Annotated in this window: 20 protein-coding genes; 2 read left to right on the forward strand and 18 right to left on the reverse strand. The window is 28.9% G+C overall.

Annotation, left to right across the window (positions count from 1 at the left end; genetic code table 11):
- Positions 1–2: 2 nt before the first annotated feature.
- From gcvPA to ACI48P_RS11340, 11 genes are all read right to left on the reverse strand, one after another.
- Positions 3–1,400, reverse strand: coding sequence for an aminomethyl-transferring glycine dehydrogenase subunit GcvPA (gene gcvPA / locus ACI48P_RS11290; RefSeq protein ID WP_475215742.1), 1,398 nt, complete (start codon positions 1,398–1,400; stop codon positions 3–5).
- 29 nt (positions 1,401–1,429) lie between these two features.
- Positions 1,430–2,206 (reverse strand): SDR family NAD(P)-dependent oxidoreductase, encoded by a 777-nt coding sequence (locus ACI48P_RS11295; protein WP_475215743.1) that lies wholly within the window; start codon positions 2,204–2,206, stop codon positions 1,430–1,432.
- Between the two features lie 213 nt (positions 2,207–2,419).
- Complete coding sequence (locus ACI48P_RS11300) at positions 2,420–3,028, reverse strand: hypothetical protein (protein ID WP_475215745.1); 609 nt, start codon at positions 3,026–3,028, stop codon at positions 2,420–2,422.
- Positions 3,028–4,029 (reverse strand): uroporphyrinogen decarboxylase family protein, encoded by a 1,002-nt coding sequence (locus ACI48P_RS11305; RefSeq protein ID WP_475215747.1) that lies wholly within the window; start codon positions 4,027–4,029, stop codon positions 3,028–3,030. The genes ACI48P_RS11300 and ACI48P_RS11305 overlap by 1 nt, the downstream gene beginning before the upstream one ends.
- Positions 4,030–4,671 (reverse strand): cobalamin B12-binding domain-containing protein, encoded by a 642-nt coding sequence (locus ACI48P_RS11310; protein ID WP_475215748.1) that lies wholly within the window; start codon positions 4,669–4,671, stop codon positions 4,030–4,032. It lies immediately after the preceding gene.
- 12 nt (positions 4,672–4,683) lie between these two features.
- Entirely contained in the window at positions 4,684–5,832 is a 1,149-nt protein-coding gene (locus ACI48P_RS11315) for a GNAT family N-acetyltransferase (protein WP_475215750.1), read from the reverse strand.
- A 178-nt stretch (positions 5,833–6,010) separates the two neighbouring features.
- Positions 6,011–7,738 (reverse strand): DUF4091 domain-containing protein, encoded by a 1,728-nt coding sequence (locus ACI48P_RS11320; protein ID WP_475215752.1) that lies wholly within the window; start codon positions 7,736–7,738, stop codon positions 6,011–6,013.
- A gap of 69 nt (positions 7,739–7,807) precedes the next feature.
- Positions 7,808–8,743, reverse strand: coding sequence for an ABC transporter permease (locus tag ACI48P_RS11325; protein ID WP_475215754.1), 936 nt, complete (start codon positions 8,741–8,743; stop codon positions 7,808–7,810).
- Positions 8,733–10,238: a sugar ABC transporter ATP-binding protein gene (locus tag ACI48P_RS11330; protein ID WP_475215755.1), complete on the reverse strand. Its 1,506-nt coding sequence runs from the start codon at positions 10,236–10,238 to the stop codon at positions 8,733–8,735. Before ACI48P_RS11330 ends, ACI48P_RS11325 begins: the two co-directional genes overlap by 11 nt.
- A 165-nt stretch (positions 10,239–10,403) precedes the next feature.
- Complete coding sequence (locus tag ACI48P_RS11335; RefSeq protein WP_475215756.1) at positions 10,404–11,354, reverse strand: sugar ABC transporter substrate-binding protein; 951 nt, start codon at positions 11,352–11,354, stop codon at positions 10,404–10,406.
- A gap of 200 nt (positions 11,355–11,554) precedes the next feature.
- Positions 11,555–12,133 carry a TetR/AcrR family transcriptional regulator gene (locus ACI48P_RS11340; RefSeq protein ID WP_475215758.1) on the reverse strand — a complete coding sequence of 193 codons (579 nt, stop codon included), beginning with the start codon at positions 12,131–12,133 and terminating at the stop codon, positions 11,555–11,557.
- Between the two features lie 320 nt (positions 12,134–12,453).
- Between ACI48P_RS11340 and ACI48P_RS11345 the strand changes: the two genes are divergently transcribed.
- Positions 12,454–14,601, forward strand: a complete 2,148-nt coding sequence (locus tag ACI48P_RS11345; protein WP_475215760.1) for a YhgE/Pip domain-containing protein — start codon at positions 12,454–12,456, stop codon at positions 14,599–14,601.
- A 190-nt stretch (positions 14,602–14,791) separates the two neighbouring features.
- Here the strand turns inward: ACI48P_RS11345 and ACI48P_RS11350 are convergent, their stop codons facing one another.
- From ACI48P_RS11350 to ACI48P_RS11370, 5 genes are all read right to left on the reverse strand, one after another.
- Positions 14,792–15,499 (reverse strand): C40 family peptidase, encoded by a 708-nt coding sequence (locus ACI48P_RS11350; RefSeq protein ID WP_475215762.1) that lies wholly within the window; start codon positions 15,497–15,499, stop codon positions 14,792–14,794.
- Between the two features lie 193 nt (positions 15,500–15,692).
- Positions 15,693–16,931, reverse strand: a complete 1,239-nt coding sequence (locus ACI48P_RS11355) for a metallopeptidase TldD-related protein (protein ID WP_475215763.1) — start codon at positions 16,929–16,931, stop codon at positions 15,693–15,695.
- 11 nt (positions 16,932–16,942) lie between these two features.
- Positions 16,943–17,962 (reverse strand): TldD/PmbA family protein, encoded by a 1,020-nt coding sequence (locus ACI48P_RS11360; RefSeq protein WP_475215764.1) that lies wholly within the window; start codon positions 17,960–17,962, stop codon positions 16,943–16,945.
- A gap of 677 nt (positions 17,963–18,639) precedes the next feature.
- On the reverse strand, positions 18,640–19,416 hold the full coding sequence (locus ACI48P_RS11365; RefSeq protein ID WP_475215766.1) for a sporulation protein: 777 nt from the start codon (positions 19,414–19,416) through the stop codon (positions 18,640–18,642).
- A 39-nt stretch (positions 19,417–19,455) separates the two neighbouring features.
- Positions 19,456–20,448: a Gfo/Idh/MocA family protein gene (locus ACI48P_RS11370; RefSeq protein ID WP_475215768.1), complete on the reverse strand. Its 993-nt coding sequence runs from the start codon at positions 20,446–20,448 to the stop codon at positions 19,456–19,458.
- A 285-nt stretch (positions 20,449–20,733) separates the two neighbouring features.
- On the opposite strand from ACI48P_RS11370, the gene ACI48P_RS11375 reads away from it, so the two are divergent.
- Entirely contained in the window at positions 20,734–21,117 is a 384-nt protein-coding gene (locus ACI48P_RS11375; protein WP_475215770.1) for a desulfoferrodoxin family protein, read from the forward strand.
- 76 nt (positions 21,118–21,193) lie between these two features.
- Here ACI48P_RS11375 and ACI48P_RS11380 read toward each other — a convergent pair whose 3' ends face one another.
- Both ACI48P_RS11380 and ACI48P_RS11385 read right to left on the reverse strand, forming a co-directional pair.
- Positions 21,194–22,339, reverse strand: a complete 1,146-nt coding sequence (locus tag ACI48P_RS11380; protein ID WP_475215772.1) for a toxic anion resistance protein — start codon at positions 22,337–22,339, stop codon at positions 21,194–21,196.
- Between the two features lie 27 nt (positions 22,340–22,366).
- Complete coding sequence (locus ACI48P_RS11385; RefSeq protein WP_475215774.1) at positions 22,367–23,521, reverse strand: 5-bromo-4-chloroindolyl phosphate hydrolysis family protein; 1,155 nt, start codon at positions 23,519–23,521, stop codon at positions 22,367–22,369.
- Between the last annotated feature and the right edge of the window lie 77 nt (positions 23,522–23,598).

Consider the following 23,598-nt stretch of genomic DNA (forward strand, 5'->3'; position numbering starts at 1 on the left):
TCCTAGTTTAATAAAGCCTTAAGCTCATTTACAAATGTATCAATCATTTCTTTTGTGTGTATTTCAGTAATACAACATAGCATACATTGACCTAGCTCTTTGTAATCTTCACTTAAATCTTTACCTGAAAATATATTTTTTTCTAATAATTTTTCTTTTATTTCTTTTACTGTTTTTGAACTATTATTAAAATCTAAAATAAATTCTTTAAAGAATGGTGAATCAAATCGCAAACTTACTCCTTCTATTTCACTTAGCTTATTTGCAGCATATCTACTATTTTGCATTATACTCTTTCCAACTTCATACATTCCCATTGGACCCATTAAAGATAGATATACACCTGCTGTAATTCCAAGTAATGCAGACTGAGTACCTACAAACTCTTTTCCTTTTTCTCTTAGATTTCCGAAAGATGTTCTATCATAAGCTACATCACCAAATCCATACTCTCCATCTACTGATGTTTTCGCAATACCAAACAATCTAGATGGGTACTCCATAACAAATTTTTCTTCATCTCTTGTAGAGATAAATCCTGATTGACCACCACCATAGTTCATATGATTCCCTAATACTTGTACATCCCCTACTACAATATCAGCACCATATTGACTTGGTGGAGTAATAACACCTAAAGATATAGGATCTACACCTACTATACTTACTGCTCCAGCTTCATGAGCTATTTTAAATATTTCCTCTCCTTGAGTTTCAATAAAACCTAAAGCAGATGGATTTTCTATATAAACTGCACAAACATTTTCATCTATTTTATTTTTAAAATCTTCTAAATCCATTAACCCTGTTTTTTCATCATAATCAATCATCTTAAAGCTTATGTCTGGTGCACAGTAGTTTTTCATTACTAAAAATCTTTCCTTATGTATAGTTTTAGGAACCAATGCAACCTTTCTACTATTAATCCTTGATGACATTCTTACAGCGGTAGATGCTGCTTGAGCTAAATCAAACGTTGGCACACTAACAACATCCATATCAACTAATTCCGCTACCAAACTCTCATATTCAAATAAACTTTGGAATCTTCCAAAATCATTGTATGGCTCTCCTCCATATGCAGTCAAAAACTCTGCTCTTGTATTAACTTCATCACAAATAGCAGGTACATAGTGCTGATAGCATCCGTAACCCATAAAGTTCATGTAATCTTCACATGTAATATTTTTTTTCAAAATATTTTCTACATGGCGTTTTAAATCATACTCAGAAACTATTGCCTCTGGCAAATCTAGTTTTCTTTCTAATTTTATTTCTTTAGGAACCTCTGCATGTAAATCCTCTAGAGAATTTAATCCTATTTCTTTTAGCATATCTTCTTGAATCTCTTTTACTGAATTTGGAATATATGGATGTGAACTCAATCCTTTAATAGACATTTTTATCCTCCCCTTTTTCAACCAATATTTTAAGCTATTCCTCCACCATCAACTACCACTGCAGTACCAGTTATCCAACTAGATAAATCACTTGATAAGAAAAGTACTGCTTTTGCAATATCCTCTGGGAATCCTAGTCTTTCTAATGGTCTACCTACTGCAGAATCTTTGAAAAATTCTACTTCATTTATACCTAATTGTCTTCCTTCTTCTCTTAGCATATTAGTAGCCGTATCCCCTGGATTTACAGAGTTAACTCTAATATTTGATTTTCCATGATCTATTGCCATTGCTCTTGTTAGATTTACTATTCCACCTTTTACAGCACAATAAGCAGCCGCTTTGTCGCCACCTTTTAATCCCCATCCTGAACCAGTGTTTATTATACTTCCACCACCATTTTTCTCCATAACAGGTATTGCAAATTTTGATAATAAGTAAGTCCCTTTTAATCCTACACCTAGCACAAAATCCCACTCAGCTTCTTCTAGCTCTACTACAGTCTTTCTAACTGTCACTCCTGCATTATTAAAAAGTATATCTATTCTTCCAAAATCATCTTCTATTCTTTTTATAGTATCTTTACATTCATCTATTGACGTAACATTACACTTATAGAACTTAGCATCATACCCTTTGTCCCTTATTTTTTCAGCTTCATTCTTTCCTTCTAGGTTTACATCTAGCATAGCTACTTTAACACCATATTGTGCTAGTAATTGTGCTGCACCCAACCCTATACCTGATGCTGCACCAGAGATTACTGCCACTTTACCTTTTACTTTTAATACATTATTTTCTTCCATATTCCACCTCATTATAAATTTTTATGTTTTGTCACAAAAATATTTTTAGGTCATAATATTATATATTAAAGTAATCCTCAGCTTATTCTGTATACATCTCCTTTGAGTAAAAAAAACTAAAAGGCCTACTACCGATACAATACCGATAGCAGGCCTTAATTATTCTATTTCTTAAACATTCTATTTTTTAATATGTAATCTTGTTATTTATATCTAAATACACTTATTTCCACATTCATCACATCTTGATACACAGCTTTTGTTTTTACCAATACATAAAATCATAGCCACACTTTTTATTGGATGCATCTGATTGTATTCATTAATAGTAATATCATCATTCTTTAAATACTCATAAATAACTCTTTGGTTATTAACCTCAAAATCCTTATTACCAGGATATATCTCACTAGAAATATACAAACCATACTTCTCTTCTAAATTTTTCTTAATACACTCATTAATATAATCAAGAGCAACTATACCGACCTTATCTAGCACAAATCCTCTTATCATATCATTACTAGACATAGACTTGTTTATCTTATCTTCTATCTTACTTCCAATAGAATATAAAGCCACATAAGATTTTTCACACTGTGCAAAACACTTTTTTACATACTCTCCACCAAAGTCATTATTGTCCTTATCAATTTCATTAGTGAACACACTTATTTCTAACAAGTCATTAATGCTTTCTATTTCTTCATCAATAACTTTGTCTATATTTTTAGGAACTTTTCTACTTCCATATCCTAAAAACTTCTCAACAGTTCTTTTATCAATCTTTACTTCTTCTATCTTTACTTCTTCTATATTCATTACATCTCTATCCTATCTAATTCTTCATATGATAATCTTCCAGTGTTAATAGCTGCTTGTAGATTTTCTACAGGACTATCATTTGTACAATTACAACCAAAAGCACATAAGAAGTTATTATATTTTCTCATAGCCTTAGTTAACTTTAAAGTTTCTTCTCTTATCTTCTCAGGAGTAGACCTTCCTAATAGCTCTATTGGATCAAGATTTCCTATTAATACCTTATCACTAGGAATCTTAGGCATAACCTCTCTATAGTCCATTATTTGGTCTAAGCTTACAGCATCTAAATCACAGCTAAGCATATTTTCAAGTAATTCACTAGTATCTCCACAAATATGCATACTCTTCCAACAATCAAGCTCCTTATAGATCTTGTTTGCATTTGGAACTACATATTTATCGAATCTTTCTTTATTTAAAGTAACTGCTGCTGGCTCTGAAATTGATATTAATTTTGCTCCAGCTTTATTTGCCGCCACTGCATATCTTCTTACTGTTTCTGTTGTAAACTCTAGTAGCTTAAGAACAAACTCTTCATTAGTTATTATAGATCTAAGTAAATGAGTAGCACCTGCTAGCTGTACTGCTAATGTAAATGGACCTTGTATTGATATATATAATGGCTTATCAATATTCTTAGCTATTTGAGTTAAACTTTCTATGTTTGTAGGCATTCTTTTACTTTTATATGGATCTGGAACTTCATATTTGCTTAATATATCTAAATCAGTAATACTATGACTTAAAACACTTGGGAAATCATAGTCAGGCTTTAGTATATCTAGCCCTATTGTTTCACAGAATATTATTCCATCACAGAAAGAATATATAAAGTCTGATTCAAAATATTCATTCATAGTTTTAGCAAGATGAAGTTGATTTTCTACACTTTCATATACTTCATAAGCTGTTTTACTTATTAAAAACAGACCATTTGTAGCCATATCTGGAAGGAAAAATCCTCTAGGTTCACTGTTTATATATTCTAATAATGTCATCTACACTGCCTCCCCCATAAGTCTTTGTATTAGTCTTACTGCTCTTGGTGCATTTTCACTATATCCATCAGCACCTATTGTTTCTGCAAATCTATTACTTACAGGACCCCCACCTACTATTATTTTAGGTCTTTCCTCTAAATTCATATCATTTAGCTCATCTATTACAGTTTTCATATTTTCCATAGTAGTAGTCATCATTGAAGATAAAGCTATAATATCAGCATGGTTTTCTATAGCTGTATTTATAATATCTTTACTTTTTTGATTAACTCCCATATCTATAACCTTGTAACCAGATGACTCTATCATTATCTTTACAATGTTTTTTCCTATTTCGTGAGTATCTCCCTCAACAACAGATAATATTACTGTACCCTTGTTTTGAGATTTACTTTTACCGTATTTTTTAAGTACGTCTATACCTTCATTTAAAGTATCAGCACATACTATTACTTCAGAAAGATAATATTCTTTTTCTTCAAACATATCTAGTGCTCTTATCATTCCAGCATTTAAGCCTTTGTCGTATATATCTTCTACATCTAAAGACTCGTCTTTTAAAGCTTCTAATATTAATTCCTTAATTTCTTCTTTTTCCATATTAACTACACAATCAGATATCTTTTGTAAAATCTCCATATTAACACTCCCCTATTGATAGTTTAAATTTGAGCTCCATACAAAGTGTATTGGAAATACTTTCTCAGCAAATTCTTTTATAACCTTAAGCTCTTTTAATTCTTCTTCTATAACTTCATATCCCTCAAAGAATAATCTGTTTAATTTATCTATATCATCAATAACTAGTTTCTCTATGTCATCTATAGCTAGCTTTTCATCTCCAAAACTTATAACAAACTTATCTTCTTCTTTTATAAAGTCCATATTATTAATAACTTTACCATCTACATATTGCTCAAAATATCTTCTAAGCTTATCTGTAAAAGCTTCAAAGTTTATTATTTTTAAGCTTCCATCCATAGGTGCTATTTCTTTTTCATCATAATCCCTTAATTGGTTTACATAGTCTTTTACATGAACAAAAGTTATTACATATTCTAAGTTATATTTATTAGCTACATATCTTAAAGCTTGATAAGTGTAACTTGGCTCTATATACATTTCTCTTACTTCACCATATAACTTTTCCTCATCTATAACTCTCATAACAATGTATCCTATTACTTCTTCGTCAATAGTTATTACAAGCTTTTTATAAGTATAAGTTCCCCAAGGTATAGTAGAACTTTCTAGTAATGTTTCAAATTCATATTTAGTTCTTAAAAATCTAGTACTGTTTTGGTTGTATATTTCCATCATCTTATTAAGATGACATTCATCATATTCTCTAACTTCAAAATCTATATCTAAATCTAGTGGATATACTGTATATTTATAAAAGCTTTTAGGTATACTACACTTTCTTCTTGTGTATAAAGTTCTAGTACCAGATATGCAAACTACATCCACACCATCTTTTAGCATCTTATCTTCCACATAATCAAGTATTGTAGATGAATATCTATTTCCTTCATGTTCAGGGTCTGTACATACCCCTCCTATACTAGCTACTTTTATATCATTTCCTTGTATAGTTACATCTTGAATAAGGTAATTTACATCAGAAACTATTTTATTGTCTCTTTCAATAACTATCATATTCTCAACATTATCTTTGTTTAGTAGTAGAGGGAATTCTTGTTGCATAGTTGGCTTTTCTCCTCTTAAGTCTCTAAATACCTTATTAATTAAACCTACTGCACTTTCAAATTCTTCAACTTTAGCACTTCTAGCTCCCATAATTCATCTCCCCATCCTCTACATTGTCTTATTCTAAACTTAATTTCACATAATCTTTTTTAACAATCTACTTATATTATTGTTAATCCTTTTTTAAGTTGATTTTATACCTTTAACATTTCAAATTTAATAGTTTTTAAATACTAATTTCACCCAATTTTTATATACTTACTTCTAACTAATTAATTAAGTATTTTTCTAATAATTCATTTCTTAAACTTGTATATTTTTCAGAGTCTAATGAATAATTCATCTGTACAGATCTTTCTCCAACAAACTTCATCTCTGATTTCTTTCCTATTAGTTTTTCTATTTCATCATTAATATTTTTACTTCCTAGCTTACCTTCAATATCTTTAAATATATTAAAATCTTGAATTCCAAATAATAAGTTCTTACTTCTTACAGAATCCATAGGCTTCATGTCTTTCCCTGGATAAACTAAGAACATATCTCCAGCCTTCCACTTTTCTTTTTTGTAAGTTCCATTATTAAATAAATCTCCTGGCCATACTCCATAAGCCCATCTTAAGAATCCATCTAAGTTACAGTAATATGTAAACCATCCAGTCATTCTAGTTTCTAAAAGTGGCGAATCTAAGAATACATTTAACTTATCTGGGAAACAGCAAGAATACCAAGTAAAGTATCCATCTTTAGCTTCAAGCTCTTTCTTTATTTCATCTAATTTATCTATATTATTAATAAGCTCACAAGTGTTTAATGATAAGTTTTCTATATCTATATCTGCTTTTTCAAAAAACTCTTGATGATGTATTGCACACTTGTATCTTATTTGCTTTCCTTTAGCACTGTTTTCAATAAAGTTTATATTTTCCATAAATATTTCTATGTTATCTGGTTCATCAGCTATTATCTTAGTAATATCTAAATATCCTTTTTCATCTAAATGATCAAATAAAGCTTCTAGATAAGCTGAGAAATCTTCTTTTTCTTTTATATAATCAAATCTTTTCTTATCTTCATCATAATAATTTACTCTTATTGCATCTCTATAATCTTTTAAAGGGCTACCAAACTTAAAGGCATCCCAGTTTCCTATAAGTCCAAATATATTTATTTCTTTGTTTATGTTGTACTTTAAGCAAAGATCTACATATCTATCTAAATTACTAAAATCACATAGTATTTTATTATCTTTCTTAGTAACCTTTACTATGTTCATTTCAAATAAGTTAGCTGCATTTTCATGAACTTCATAACATCTTTGTCCTGCCCATGGATAGTCAGTAACTATTAAGTCTATTACCTTCTGACCTAACTTTGACATTTCACATAAGAAGTTGTCCATTATCTTAAAGTGTTCTTCACTAAAATAATCAACTTCATAATGTCTAGCCCAGTTACATGGATGTTGCCATAAATCTAAGAAGAAATCACTTTTATTTGTATCTTCTAGAACATAATCTATTACACCTATATTTAATTCTTCTTCTTTTATTACTATTTCTTCCTCATATTCTGTAGTAAAGTATGCTTTTATCTTAAGATTAATATTATCTTTGTTATAGCCTTTAGGCACTCTACCTTCTATCCATAACATTTGATAATCTTCTATATACTTAGAATTTACATTAAGTATTGCATCTCCTATATAATCTTTAGTATCGTTTTGGATATATCCTAAGAAAGATACTTTAAAGCTGTCTTCTAAAGCTTCTTCCATTTCTAAAACTATACGAATTTTATTGTTAAGACCTAAGTAATGTATATCATTTATTTTATTTAACTGGCATAAATAATTTTCATCACCTTTTAATAATAGTTGAAAAGCAAATTCTTCTTCCTTAACAACCTTTAACTCTAAATTACTATTTAATAGTTCATCTTCTCTGCCTTTTATATGTTTAACAGAGCTGTCAAATAATCCCCAATTTAAATTCATACTAACCTCCCATTTTACCAATTCATTTTAGCTTCTATATATTCTTATTTTCTTATATACTTAAAATTCTTATTTTTTACTATAATTATCTATCCCTACTGCTATCAATAAAACTAATCCTTTAACTACCATTTGATAATACTCACCTATGTTTAACAGTATCATCCCATTTGATAAAATCCCTATTATCAAACATCCAATAATTACTCCTGATAATTTACCAGAACCACCATTAACACTTATTCCTCCTAAAACTACTGCTGTTACAACATCCAGCTCAAAACTAGATCCAGTGTTAGGAAGTCCGCTATTTATCCTTGATAAACTAACTACACCTGCAAGTGATGCAAGTAATCCAGATATAGCATAAACCTTGTATTTAACTAAGTTTACCTTTACACCTGATAACAAACTTGCCTTTTCACTTCCACCTATACCATATACATGTACACCAAACTTAGTGCAATATAATATTACAAATCCAATTATATATACCCCAGCCAAAATAAAAATTGGAACAGGTATACTTCCTATATATCCTTGACCAATAAATGAAAACTCCTTAGGGAATCCATAAACAGGTAAACCACCAGTTACTATATAAGCTATCCCTCTGAATATTGTCATAGTACCTAAAGTTGATATTAAAGGAGATATTTTAACCTTATTAATTAAAAATCCATTTATCAGCCCCATAGCTATACCACCAACTAAAGTCACTCCTATTGCAAGGTACATATTAACTCCACCTGATAACATCTTTGCTAAGGTTACAGAACTTAGTGCAAGAATAGCACCAACAGATAAATCTATACCACCTGTTAAAATAACCATTGTCATTGCAACTGTTGATATACCAACTATTGATATTTGTCTTACTATATTTGTTAAGTTTTCAAAAGTAAAGAAATACTCTGAAGACATTGAAAATATACCTATTAAACATAATAAGAATAATAATATTCCATACTCAAAAATATTTATCTTAAGTTTTTTACTTTTCATAATCTCTCTCCCTCAATAAACTAGCTGAATCCATAAATATTTGCTCAGAAGATAATTCTTTGTTTTTATACTTTGATACAACTTGTCCATTACTCATTACTAAAATATTGTTACTCATTCTAAAAATCTCTTCCATCTCAGAAGATATCATTATTATTGATTTCCCTTCTGAAACTAGTTTTTCCATAATCTTATATACTTCTTCTTTCGCGCCTACATCTATCCCCCTGGTTGGTTCATCAAAGATAATAATATTACTATTAGTAAGTAACCACTTAGCAATTACTACCTTTTGTTGATTACCCCCACTTAAGTTATTCACATGTTCTTTTAATGATGAATACTTAAGCTTTAAATCCTTTAATACTGAGTTTACTTCTTCTTCTCTCTTCTTTTTATCAATAAACACATTTTTTATATACTTACTTAAAGATGATAAACTAGTATTATCAGTAATACTCATCTCTAATATTAATCCCGAATCTTTTCTATCTTCCGTAATAAATGCTAACCCCTTATCTATAGCATCTGTCGGGCTATTAATCTCTACCTTAGTATTGTTAATAAAAATTTCTCCCCCAAGCTTTTTATCAACTCCAAACAATGCGTTTGCAAGTTCTGTTCTCCCCGATGCAACAAGACCTGCAATCCCTAGTACTTCCCCTTTTTTTAGTTCAAAAGAAACATTTTTTACATATTCACTACTTAAATTTTCGACCTTTAATATTACTTCATCAGTTGAATAATCCTTAGCAGTTTTAGTAATATCCAAATCTCTTCCAACCATATAATTTATTATTTTATTTTCATCTAATTTTTCTCTATCCTCAGTAACAATAAGCTTTCCATCTCTAAATACACTTATATTATCAGAAATACTTAGTACCTCATCTAATCTATGAGATATATAAATAATAGCTACACCATTATCTTTAAGCTTATATAATATCTTAAAAAGCATATCTATTTCATTTTTTGTAAGAGATGCTGTTGGTTCATCAAGAATTAATACCTCTAGGTTTTTAGTAAGAGCCTTTGCAATTTCTACTATTTGTTGATTTCCTATCCCTATTTCTTTAACAAGCTTTTTAGACTCTAAATTTACACCAAGATTTCTTAGTATTTCATCACTTTTTTCATACATTATTTTTTTATCTAAAAATAGCCCTTTAGTTAATTCACATCCATAAAATATATTTTCAGCTATTGATAAATCAGGTATTACATTTAGTTCTTGATATACGCAGTTTATTCCATTTTTTATACTGGTATATGGTGAGTTTTTAATAATCTTATTATTTTTGTATATAAGATCTCCACTTGTAACTTTCTCTGCACCAGTAATTATCTTTATAAAAGTAGACTTACCTGCACCATTTTCCCCAACTATTGAATGTATTTTACCTTTTTCAAATTCCAAACTTATATCATCAAGTGCCTTAACTCCAGGATAAACTTTAGTTATGTTTTTCAATTTAAGTATAGTTTCTATCACAACATTACCCTCGTTATTCATTTTATGTTAAATATTTTTCTGTTCTATCTTTAATTTCTATATATTAATTCAGCTTACAAAACAAATTTTCTTATTTTCTCTGAATTCTCATAAAGAGGTATAAAATCCGTTAGATTTCATACCTCTTCCATTTATACATTTATACTATTTTATATAGTCAGCTATGTTTTCTTTAGTTACTTGAGTCATTGGGAATTTTATCATTTCTGATATTGGTCCATTGTCTATAACTTTTTTAGCTGTATCTATTATATTCTTTCCACTTTCAAATGGTGCTATATCAACAGTTCCTCTGTATATAGTTCCATCATTTATTTTTTGTAATGCTTCATCTACTGCATCAAGACCAACTAAACATACATTATCACCAGTTTTGTTTGCAGCAGTCATAGCTTCATAAGCTCCAAGTACAGCATCATCACTTATACCAACAAATACATTTACATTAGGATTTGCTTGTATTATATTTTCAGCAGCCTTCATCCCTGTTTCTCTATCATTAGCATCAGTTTCTGCTACTATCTTAACATCTGGAGCATAAGCTTTTATACCTTCTACTAATCCTTTAGCTCTATCTAAAACTGCAGGTATTTGACTGAAAGTAAGAACAGCTACTTCAGCTTGTCCATTCATTTTTTCTTTTATGTATTTACCAGCTATCTCTCCACCTTGGTATCCATAATCGTATTCATTTAAGCTTACAAATGCATCAACGTTTTTCATTTCAACGTTAGCAGCAACTACTTTTATTCCTGCTTCTTTAGCTTTATCAACCATTGGTTGTAATGCTTCAACATCATTTGCACTTAATATTATTGCGTCAACTTTTTGAGTTATAAGAGTTTCCATAGCATCTATTTGAGGTTGAGCTTCATACTTCCCATCATGTATACTAAGCTCTATTCCTAATTCTTCAGCTTTTTCTTTCATACCGTCTATCATTGCTATGAAATATGGGCTAGTAACATCCATTGTTACATATCCCATTCTTAACTTTTTCTCTCCACCAGAAGCGTTTTCTTTACTTCCAGAGCTACATCCAACTAAACCAACTGTTAGCATTAGTGCTGTCATAAGTGCTATTATTTTCTTCATGTAATTCTCCCCTTTTACATATTCTTTTAATCTTCATCTTAATTATATTTTTTACGACAAAATATGTAAAATCGTTATTATCTATATATCATCACATTAGTATAGATAAAATCTATAAAAGGCTGTTTTAAGATATATTTTTTAACATATATTCTTAAAACAGCCTTTTACTTATAGCTTATAGAAAAACATTTTCCCTTTTATTTTAGGTAATCGCTAATATTAGTTTGACTTACTATTCCCCTAAATATCTTAGTTAAAGCTTGTATATCTGGTTCTTTGTGTTTTGCTAAATAATATAAAATTAGTCCTAGAAGCCCTGATATGAAAAACTCTAAAGAAAAATCAATAGTATCTTCACTATACTCTACCGCATTCATATCAATATGTTCCTTTAAACATTCCTTTAATACCTCTTTATATCTTGACTGAAAATAAGCATCCCCATGTTCCCCAAATAATACAGAGATGTATTTATTATTTTCCTTAAGATATGCTATGAGCCTAATATAATCTCCTATGTAATCTTCTTTACTAATTACAAATTTAACTAGAATATCTGATATTTCATTTAACGAACTTAGAAGTTCATCTTCTAACTGCTCTAAAATATCATAAACGTCTTTATAATAAAGATAAAAAGTTCCCCTATTATATCCTGCTTTATCAGTAATTTCTTTAATAGAAATCTTATCTATTCTTTTATCTTTGTATAACTCCCAAAAGGCTTCTCTTAGATTCTGCTTTGTTTGAGCTACTTGTGCTGGGTTCCTCGCCATATACTCCTCCTAATGATACTCAACAAATTTTAATAAACTGTTTATTGTAGTATTTTGTCAAAATTTATAAAATAAGATATGTTCAACAACGTGTTGTCTATAGTATAACACATAACAGCAAGTTTATACAAAGCCTTGCTTTATAGGTTACATTTTTATCATTATGTCAGCAAGACATAACACTATATTAAGTCATAGACTATCATTTAGCTACAGACATTAATTATAGGTATAATATTTTTTTGACATTTATATTTACTTTTTTATCTGAAAAACATAAAAAAATATTTAAAGACGTATTAATTCGGAGGTTGTAGTAGTTGAGAAATATATTTAGGATATTTAAAAAAGATATAAAAGATATCTTTTCAAATTACGCATTATTAATAGTAATAACTGGACTTTGTATATTACCATCCCTTTATGCATGGTTTAATATAGAGGCGTCGTGGGATCCATATGGAAGTACTGGAAACATCTCTGTGGCTGTTGTTAATAAAGACAAAGGTAGTAGTGTATTTGATAAAGATGTAAATGTTGGAGATGAACTAATTAGTAATCTTAAAGAAAATACTAATTTAGGATGGCAATTTGTAGATGATAAAACTGCACGTAAAGGTGTAGAAAATGGAACTTACTATGCAAGTATAGAAATTCCAGAAAACTTCTCAAAAGATTTAACTTCACTTCTTACTTCAGATGTAAAAAAAGGTGAAATAATCTACACTGTAAACGAAAAAATAAATGCCATAGCTCCAAAAATAACAGACAAAGGTGCTTCTACAATACAATTAGAAGTAAATGAAACTGTTGTAAAAACTGTTAGTGAAACAATATTTGAAGTCTTTAATAAAGTTGGAGTAAACTTAGAAGATCAACTTCCTAAGCTTCAAAAAATAGAAACTTCATTAGTTGAAGTTCAACAAAAGTTTGGTAAAATAACTAAAACTGTAGACTTAGCATCTGATGCTACTTCTAAAATAGGAGATATAATAAAAGAAGTACAAGGTGATATGCCTGCTATAAAAACAACCTTAGAAAACTCTAAAAAGCTATCTGGTGATGTAAAAACATTCTTAACAGATACACAAAAGAGTATGGATGAAATATCACCAATAATAAAAACTGATATAGGTTTAATAGCTAATGTATCATCAAATATATCTAGTTCTATAAAAGATTTAATAGACATAGTTAACAAAGGTGGAGATGTAGCTCCAGAGTTAATTAATAGTTTAGAGGCTAAGCTTTCAAACTTATCCCATACAACTAAAACATTACTTGATTTCTTAAAGAAAATAGATAAAATAACTCCAGGAAATCTCTTAAAAAATCCAATAGCACAACTTGAAAGTATTTACTCTAGCCTTCAAAATGCAATATCAGGCTTAGATATAATAAAGAATCAAATAGCTAATGGACAACAACCATCATTAGATACTTTAAACAAAATACTAACTGTGGCTAATGATGTAAACAATATAGCAAATAACATATACAATAACTTTGATGAAAAAATAGCTAAACCTATAAATGATATATTTGCAGGTGGATTAACTGTAGCATCAAATGTTATAGATGTATTAGAAAAAGCAGAAGCAAAACTTCCTGCTATAGAAGATATACTAAATACTTCACTTGATTTCTCGGGAAATGCTCAGGAAAGTTTAGCATTTATACAAGAAAAGCTTCCAGAAGCGAAAACTATCTTAGATGAGCTTGTAAGTACAATTTCTAAGATAAATAGTAGTGAAGAAATAAATGATTTAGTAGATTTATTAAAAAATGATATAGTAACACAATCAGAGTTTTTAAAAGAACCTGTAGAACTTACTACTAATAAATTATATCCAGTAGCAAACTACGGTTCATCAATGACACCATTTTATACTGTATTATCATTATGGGTAGGTGTGTTGTTACTAGTATCAATCCTTACAACAGAAGTACATGGTGATTACAGACCATCACAAATTTACTTTGGAAGAGGTTTAACATTTGTAACTCTTGCAATAATCCAATCTTTCATAGTAAGTGTTGGAGATATATGGTTGTTAGGTGTTCAAGTTGTAGATCCTGTATTATTTATTTTAATATCAATATTTACTAGTGTAGTGTTTACATTTATAGTTTACTCACTAGTGTCAGTATTTGGAAATATAGGTAAAGCAGTAGCAATAGTATTATTAGTAATACAAGTTGCAGGTTCTGGTGGTACTTTCCCAATAGAAGTTACACCTAAGTTCTTCCAAATATTAAATCCACTATTACCTTTCACTCATGCAATACGTGCAATGCGTGAATCAGTAGCTGGAGTATATGAACCAAACTTAGCTAAATCAATGACAGTTTTATTAATCTTCTTAGTAGCATCAGTTCTTGTAAACGTGTTATTAAAAGGACCTATAAACAAGTTATTAAGCAAGTTTACACATAAGTTTAACTCTAGTGATCTTATTGGACACTAGTCTTATAAATTAATTTTTAATATTAATAAGTTTTCTTTGATAATGTAAATATCTTTATAAAAATAAAAGCCGTGCTATTTTCACCATAGCACGGCTTTTATTTTTATTCATGTATACTTTTTATTAATTATACTTATTTTTTAATTTATATGTTTATTAAAAAATGCCATAAGCTTCAAATTTATACAAACTAAGGTCTTCTAGCACCTTTATAACTTTTCTCATAGTATGATGATGACAACTTAGATTTTATTACCCCATCTTTAGGATTAGCTGCATGTATAAACTCATCATTACCAACATACATTCCTACATGACTTACTCTTCCCTTATTCATTGTATCAAAGAAAACCAAATCTCCAGGCTGTAAATCTTTTTTATCTACCGCTTGGCCAAACTCACTTTGTTCATAAGATACTCTTGGTATATCTTTTCCCATTGAAGTCTTATATATATATCTAGTTAACCCAGAACAATCAAAAGACTCAGGACCATTTGCCCCCCATACATAAGGCTTACCTACTTGTTTTTCCAATAATTCTATAGCTTTATTCATATCACCAGATATTTGTGAATCTTCCTTAACCAGATTACTACTTATTGTTGAATTGTTATTTGATATTGAATTATTATTTACTGTTGAATTATTATTTACAACATTAGAAGTATCTACCTTTAGATTATTTAATACTCCAAGCATAGTTACCATCATTTCTAATTGATTAACGCCACTATTACATGAACATGAACTTCCTAATCCCATCGAACCTCCTAAAGAATTTTTTAGTATTTCATCAAATGGGTTAGAGTTTGTATCCAATGAATTTCTATTATTTAAATTTGCTTTGCTTATATTAGTTAAAAGACTACTCGCTATAATTTGATTTATATTACTCATTATTATTCTCCCGTACTTATAATATATAAAATTACTCTATATATTATAATCGGAAGTTTTTTATTTTTCTTTAACTATAACTTTCTTTTTACAGGTATTTGTATTTCAGTTAATCAATCTTCAAAATATTATTTGATAATATAAAGAGCTACTAAATATAGTAGCTCTTTACAACAATTGTAATACATTACATTTAAATCCTATCAACTTCCATGTTCATCACCAAATATTTATGATTAAACATATTATCAGCTCTATCCTTACTAACTCCCACAAAGTCTTTTCCAAACATATCAAATATATTAGAAGAAATAATAAGCTCTGGTAATCTTCCTAAAAGTTTTTCTCCATCAAATAAATATGCTACTTGGATAGGAGCACCATAGTTCCCATCAGCAGTAAAATCACCACCCATTGATAAATCAGCTAATATACCTATCTCACCATTTAAAAGCTCTTTTATAGACTTATCACTTTCTTTAATCCTTAACATATTAAAATCTGATAGCCCAACACTTGGTATTCCATCATATTCACATACGCCTGCACCTGTTAAGGGTAAATTGTATTTTTCACTAGTCTTTTTATCAGTATAGGGACTTTTCACTACCCCATTTTCTATTAAGGTATATCTATAATTATCATTTACTACACCTTCATCATCAAAAAAGCAAATTGGATTTTCATTAGGATTATTATCTTGATATAAAGTAAAATCCTTACTAAAAGCTTTCTTACCTAATTTATCACTTAATAAGGAACTATTACTTCCGAAGATTCCCCCATTTAAATCACCTATAAATTTATTTAATGGATGAGCTTCACTATCTCTAAAAATTACAGTCATCTTCTTTGATTCATTAAAATCTACTTCGTTTTTAAAAGCATTACACATTTTATTTGCATAATCTAAAAATAATTTTCTGTCATAGTTTCTACTCACAGCTAAAATTATAGTATCAAATATATTTAAGGATTTCTTATACTTAACAGTAATCCCAAGCTCAATAAACTTATCTTTGTATTTAAGATTTAGATTTTCACTATTAGAAATACTTCTTTCTATTTCAACAACATTGATTTTATTAGCAAAACTAAAATCTGGCTGGCTTTCTTCAAGAATACTCATAACTTCATCAAACTCATCTACCACATCTTCAATTACTAATTCATTGCTATAATCTTCAGTTATACTTTTGTTCTTACTAACTTCATAAGGATATTCAAACTTATCTTCTAGTGACCTTATTGCCTTTTTTTCCAACTCCTCTTCATCAATATTTCCTATCTCCCCTGCAAAACCAACATAACCATCCTTATACACTCTAATCCCTGTTTTAGTTATATCTTTCTTTCTAACAGAATCTATTTTGGTTTGTGTAATATTCAAAGAGATTTCTTTAATATATTCCACATACTTTTCCTTAATCATATCTTCCCTCCCTATTGAACATTAATATTTTTAACCCTAACGTATGGTCCACCAAATCCTACTGGTAATGGATACTGTTCCATCTTACCGCACCCACCAGTAACAAATGACATTAACTCTACTTCATTAGATAAACCATCTATTTCATTTAATGTTTCCATTACATTTCCAGTGATTACAGAAATGTTTACAGGCTCTGTAATTTTTCCATCTTTAATTTTGTAAGCTATAGATGGCGCTAAGGTAAAAGTAGACATTCCAGAACCATGCTTAATAGTCTCTATTAATATTCCATCTTTAACTTCTCCTATTAACTCATCCTTGGTTTTATCTCCACCTTCAATATAAGTAGTAGTCATTCTTACAATAGGTTCATACTCAAAGTTCATAGCCCTAGAGTTTCCAGTAATTTCTTCATTAAGTAAAGCACCAGTAGAAGAACTATGTAATCTTCCATTTAATAAACCATTCTTAACAAGATAAGTCTTTCTACCTTTGCTACCTTCATCATCATAAGGGGTATATCCACTTCCTATAGGGTTTCCATCATCAACTATAGATAAAATATCACTACCTACCTTTTTTCCTATACTCCACTCTTTTACCATTGTCTCATCACCAACCATAAGATCTGCCTCACTCTTATGACCAAAACTTTCGTGAGCAAATACACCTGCTGCTAAAGGAGATAAAACCACAGTATACTTTCCAGCTTCTACTGGTACAGAATTAAGTAGCACATCCTCACACTTTTTAATATGAGCATCCATCTTCTCTGTATGATTTTTCAATGCTTCAAACTTATCATCTGAGTATCTATAAGAATCACTAAATCTTTTATCTTCCTTAGATAAATTAAAATCAAAAGTCATTCCAAAAGTCTGAGTATCAAATTTTAGATTTGTTCCTTTGCTAGAATATATTTCTTTCACTATTTTTTTATCTATATATCTTGATTTCCAGTTTGTTATATATTTATTGTTATCTAATAATTTAAAGTTCTCTTTCAAAATGTCTTGCTTATCTTTCATGGATATTTGATCTGCACCATTTTCTTCATAATTTAATTCTTTTATTTTGTTTACTTCTAATTTTTTAACTATTGGATTTTCATATATGTTTGAGTTTGGACTTGCTAATTTAGACAGTTCATCTATTTCAACTTGTAGATTATCTAGATTTGAGCTTGAACAATAGTACCATCTATTCCCATCAAATATTCTAATAAATGCACCTTTATAATTTCTTACTTTAGATTATTCAAGTTCCCCCAGAGTATATGTTATTTTTGTTTCATATACATCTTCAATACGAACATCACAGTATAAATCTTTTGGAAATTTAAACATAGCGCCCCCCTTTATATTAAAATAAAATTCTCTATCTATAATGGTATCACATCTACAGTTAGTTTATTTTAATATTCTGTAAATTTGTTAACTATTAAAACAATAAATATTTGCTCCCTTTTGAATATAAATTATCAATAATATGCGTAAAAGGAAAAAGATAGTTTAATTCTTAGAAAAGAGTATAGCCAAATAAAACATAAAATTTAAGCATAAAAACAAAGAATACCAAGACTTGGTATTCCTTATTCCTTATTTGTTATTTCTAATTATATTGATTTAACTTATAATATAAACCTAGTTAAACCATCTTCTTATCTATGACTAATATCATAAGCTACTTATTTATATAATAGTTTTTATGAATATTTTATTAACAGTCTTTCTATTTCATTTTTAATTTCATCAAAACTATATCTTCTAGAATTGTCTAATCTAATTCTTAATTTAGATTCATCTAATCCCATAGATTCACTTAAAAAACTCATAAGTCCTCTTGCTTTTCTATCGACTTCTAAAAGTATATCTACATGAGTATTTGTAGGTATAAAAACTAATTCTAATTCATCTAGTCTATTTCTATAATTACCTCTAGTTGGAACAAATTCAAACTCTTGGACAAAATTAAGTCCATTTAACTTAGCTGGACAGTGTTCATTTTCAACCTCTCTAAGAGAGAATCCTAGCTCTGATATAGCCTTTATAGTATTTTCCATATATTCATTAGGTACTACATTTATATAATCTCTATCTGATGTGTCTACTCCACTCTTAATGTCTAAATAAGTCGATAGCCATACCTTTGATTTATGCATAGTAGCAGGGACTCTCTTGTATAGTATAAAGCTGAATTCAACTTCACATACTTCATTTGGAAGTATATTCTTATCTATATTTATAATATGTTCTTGAATACGCTGTGTTTTATTTACTATTTTATCATCTACTTCTTGTATATAATTAGTATAAACTCCTATTGTGATATCATTTATATATTGCTCGATATTGCCACCTTTTATTTTACATATACCTTCTATTCTTTTTCCTGGCATTATATTTTTAGTATGAACTATTGTATCTATTTTTGTACCACCCACACCAAATGCAGATGCCATAACTTTATTAAATATCCCCATGTCTTACCTCCAAAATTTTTGTATTACAATACATTTATTTTATTTTTTATTAATTTCCTCTGGATAAACTAATCCCCATTCTTTTCTAATCTGAGTCATAATATCCATAACATCTTTAGTAAAATCTAAATGAGTAACTTCTACATCACCTCTAATAGCTTTTTCCATATCTTCCATCTCATAGAATAAAGCATTTTCAGTTTCTCCTATTTCAATAACTTCCTTCTCGCCAGATTCTGTATAAGTAATTACAGCTTTTTTTGCTCTTGGATATTCCATTATTTCAATATAGCCTTTATCACAAGAAATCATCCCTCGCTTCGGTTGCTTAGAATGAAGTGTAAGTGCAATAGTTGCCATCTCCTGATTTTCATTCATCATTAGAATTCCGACCTGCTCATCTACGCCAGATGGTGCATACTTCACCTGACTTACTATATGATTTGGTTTTGCTGACATAAACCATCTAGCAAAAGAAATCGCATATACCCCAATATCTAAAAGTGCTCCTCCTGCAAGATTCAAGTTAAAGAAACGATTTTCCATATCATATTCTTTATAGCTACCAAAATTCATCTGAATCATTCGCACTTCACCTAGAGCACCTAATTCCACAATTTCCTTTAGTTTCTTGTATAAAGGCATATGATAGATTGTCATAGCCTCTGCTATAACAACTTGTTTTTCTTTTGCAAGTTCAATAGCCCTATTTAACTCATCACTATTAAGTGTAATTGATTTCTCACATAATATATGCTTACCATTTGCAATAGCTTCTAGCATAAAATCAATATGAGTATTATGAGGTGTAGTAATATAAATAATATCTACATTATCATCATGAAACATTTCATGAAAGTCATCATATACCTTCTCCACGCCATATTTTTCAGAAAAACTAACTGCCTTACTATGTGTACGATTTCCTACAGCATAAATAGATTTACCAGCTTTTTTTAATGCTGTTGCCATTTCATTTGCAACTACTCCTGTACCTAAGATTGCCCAATTAAAATCATTCTTTTTCAACATATTGTCCTTCACTCCCTACTTTATAATTTATCTTCTACTATAAGCTCTTCATGCTCCCTAATAGAATCCGTTAACCCTTGATTTGTACTTGCTAATAGCAAATAAAAAATTTCAATGACTGTCATTTCTACTACCTATTCTTTATTTATGAGAATAAACTATCATAAAATTTTATTTCAGTCAATTTGTTATTTATATCCATAGCTGATAATCTCCTTCACTATATATAAATAAATTCTTTAATTAAAGCACATACTAATGAAAATTGATTATGGAGGTTTTGTCATGTTCAAAAACAAATTTTTAGTAAGTGATGATAATCAAGATATAGTAGAAGTATTAGCAAGTAATGGATGTGAAATATCTTGTGATAATAAACCTATGAAAGAGTTAGTAGCTAATTCTACTAATGCAGCACAGGAAAAACACGTTCCTTTGGTTAATGTTAATGGAAATATTGTAAAGGTAGATGTAGGCAGTGTTAGACACCCTATGGAAGAGGCTCATAGCATAGTTTGGGTACATATAGTTACTACTCAAGGTACACAACGTAAGTACTTAAAAACTAATACGGATCCTGTAATAGAGTTCGCTTTATGTCCTGATGAAAAGTTACAAGAAGTTTCTGCCTATTGTAATCTTCATGGATTATGGATGATTAAGGCATAATAAAATTTAATTCTAAAAAACCGTATCATTTATTTATGATACGGTTTTTTATATCTTACTCTACGTAGCGTGTATGTTATTTAAAATTTAAAAGCTTATTTTTTAATTGATTTTCAATATTTCTTAATTCCACTTCAGCTTCCCTACGTTTTTGACGTCCTTCAGTTTGTATATTAAGTATTTCATCAAGAGTTGAAATTAATGACTCATTAGTCGCTTTTAGTGTTTCAATATCAACAATTCCTCTTTCAGACTCTTTTGCTGTTTCTATAGTTGAAGTTTTTAGTATTTCTGCATTTTTACGTAAAAGTTCATTGGTCATATCTGTTACTTCTCTTTGAACTTTCGCAGCATCAGCAGCATGAGCAACTCCAAGTGCTAATACCATTTGATTTTTCCAAAGTGGAATAGTATTTATAATTGTAGATTGTATTTTTTCAGACATTAAAGAATCATTATTTTGAATTAAACGAATTTGTGGTGCCATTTGTAAAGAAACCATCTTAGTTAATTCTAAATCGTGAATTTTCTTTTCAAAACGATTACAAAGAGCAACAAAATCATTTAAGTCTTGAGCATCCTGAGGATTTCCACTATTTCTTGCTTTTTCTTGTAATCTAGGAAGATCTTCATTTTCTAATTTCTGAAGTTTCTTTTTACCTGCCAAGATGTACATAGTAAGCTCTTTAAAATATACTTTATTTATCTCATACATCTTATCTAGCATAGCAATATCTTTTAAAAGTTGTATTTGATGATTTTCTAAGGCACTACACATCTTACCAATATTGCTCTCTACTTTATCATAGCTTAATTTCATTTTAGAAATCTTATCCGTACTTTTTTTAAAGAAGCCTAAAATTCCTTTTTTATCTTCCCCTTCTTCAAAGTTCTTTAACTCATAAACTACACTAGATAGCATTTCTCCAATTTCACCTAAATCTTTAGTCTTCACATTATTTAATGCTGACTGTGAAAAATCAGAAATCTTCTTTTGAGCACCTACCCCATATTGTAAAATAGAATTTGAATTATTTATCTCTATTTTATCTACAAATTGATCAATCATTCTTTGCTCTTCTTCTGTAAGTTGAATTTCATCAACTATTTTTTCTTCTACCTTTTCTTCTTTTACTTTTACATCAAGAACTTCCTCTTTGAACGGTTCAAAAGTTAACTCTGGCTTTATATTAAGAAAATCATCTTTAAATTCCTCACTCATTTTTAATGCCTCCCTTTTATCTTAAACTTACTTTTTAAAATCTTCTTCTGTTAATCCATCTTGTTTAAACAATGTTTTAAGAACAGTAATATCTGTAGAGATATCTAAAGCAACATCTTCAAATAAATCATCTAATAAATTTTCAAAAGCATTGTTAATAAGATCAATACTCTTTTCAATTTCACTTTTAGCATTTTTTATATTATCTCCTTGAACTGATTGACTATTTAACTCTTTATATGAATTAATTAATTTTATAGTAATGGGAAGATAATGATTTATAAATTTTTTAACTTCTTGTAGCTTTTTAGGATTCTTCTTAACCTGACAAAGTATCTGGTTAGCAACATCTCCTAATTTATCTAACTTTATAGCTATTTCTTCTTTACAAAGATCATTTCTTATATCTTTTATTTGTTCAATATAATTTATTCCTATTTTAATTGTAGATTCTATTTCTTCATTATTTAAACTTTCTATTTCTTCATTTAATTTTTCATTATTTTTTTCTTTAGCTATTTGTTGCTTCTTTAAATTTAAATAGTCGCCATAGACTTCATCACTTAACATAAAATAAGTTTTTTCTTCATCTATATGTCCTTCTAAAAACATACCTAATTCAATCATTCTTCTTAGGTCTTTAACAACAAAACTCTCTTTCTCTTTTGCAAAATTTGCTAAGTCCTTAATTAAGAAATAGCTATTATCGTCAATAAATCTTACATACTTCTTAAAACGTTTTAATCTTTTTCTTAAATTTACTCCTCTTAATAATAAACCTAAACTTACTGCAAATAATAAAAATAAAACTCCAAAAATAATACTGCTCCCTATAATAACACCACTAAATACTGTATTAAAGAACGTATTAAATATTAAAAAAGCTAAGATTGAAGAACCAAAAATGAAACTTCCACCCGCGCCAAATATAATACAAAGTATACCTGATATGCTTCCAGCAGGTCTTTTGCTAATATATGCTTCTATATCATTTTTCGCTTTTTTATTTAATATCATATATTTGTCACTATATTTATCAAGTTTTGATTTAAATTGATTTAAAGTATCTTCAGTTTTATAATTAATATCCTTTTTTAAATTAGCAAAATCTATTGCTTTAAGTGCATTGCTAACTGTAGACACAATTTGATCTTCTAAATTAGAAAAATCTTTTTTATCCATTATCTTGCCTCCAGATTATTTTTCTTATAATTAACATATGCCTTTTTATTTAATACTGTTATGTTAATTTTTAATTT

It is taken from the genome of Romboutsia sp. LXY-2 (assembly GCF_056171995.1).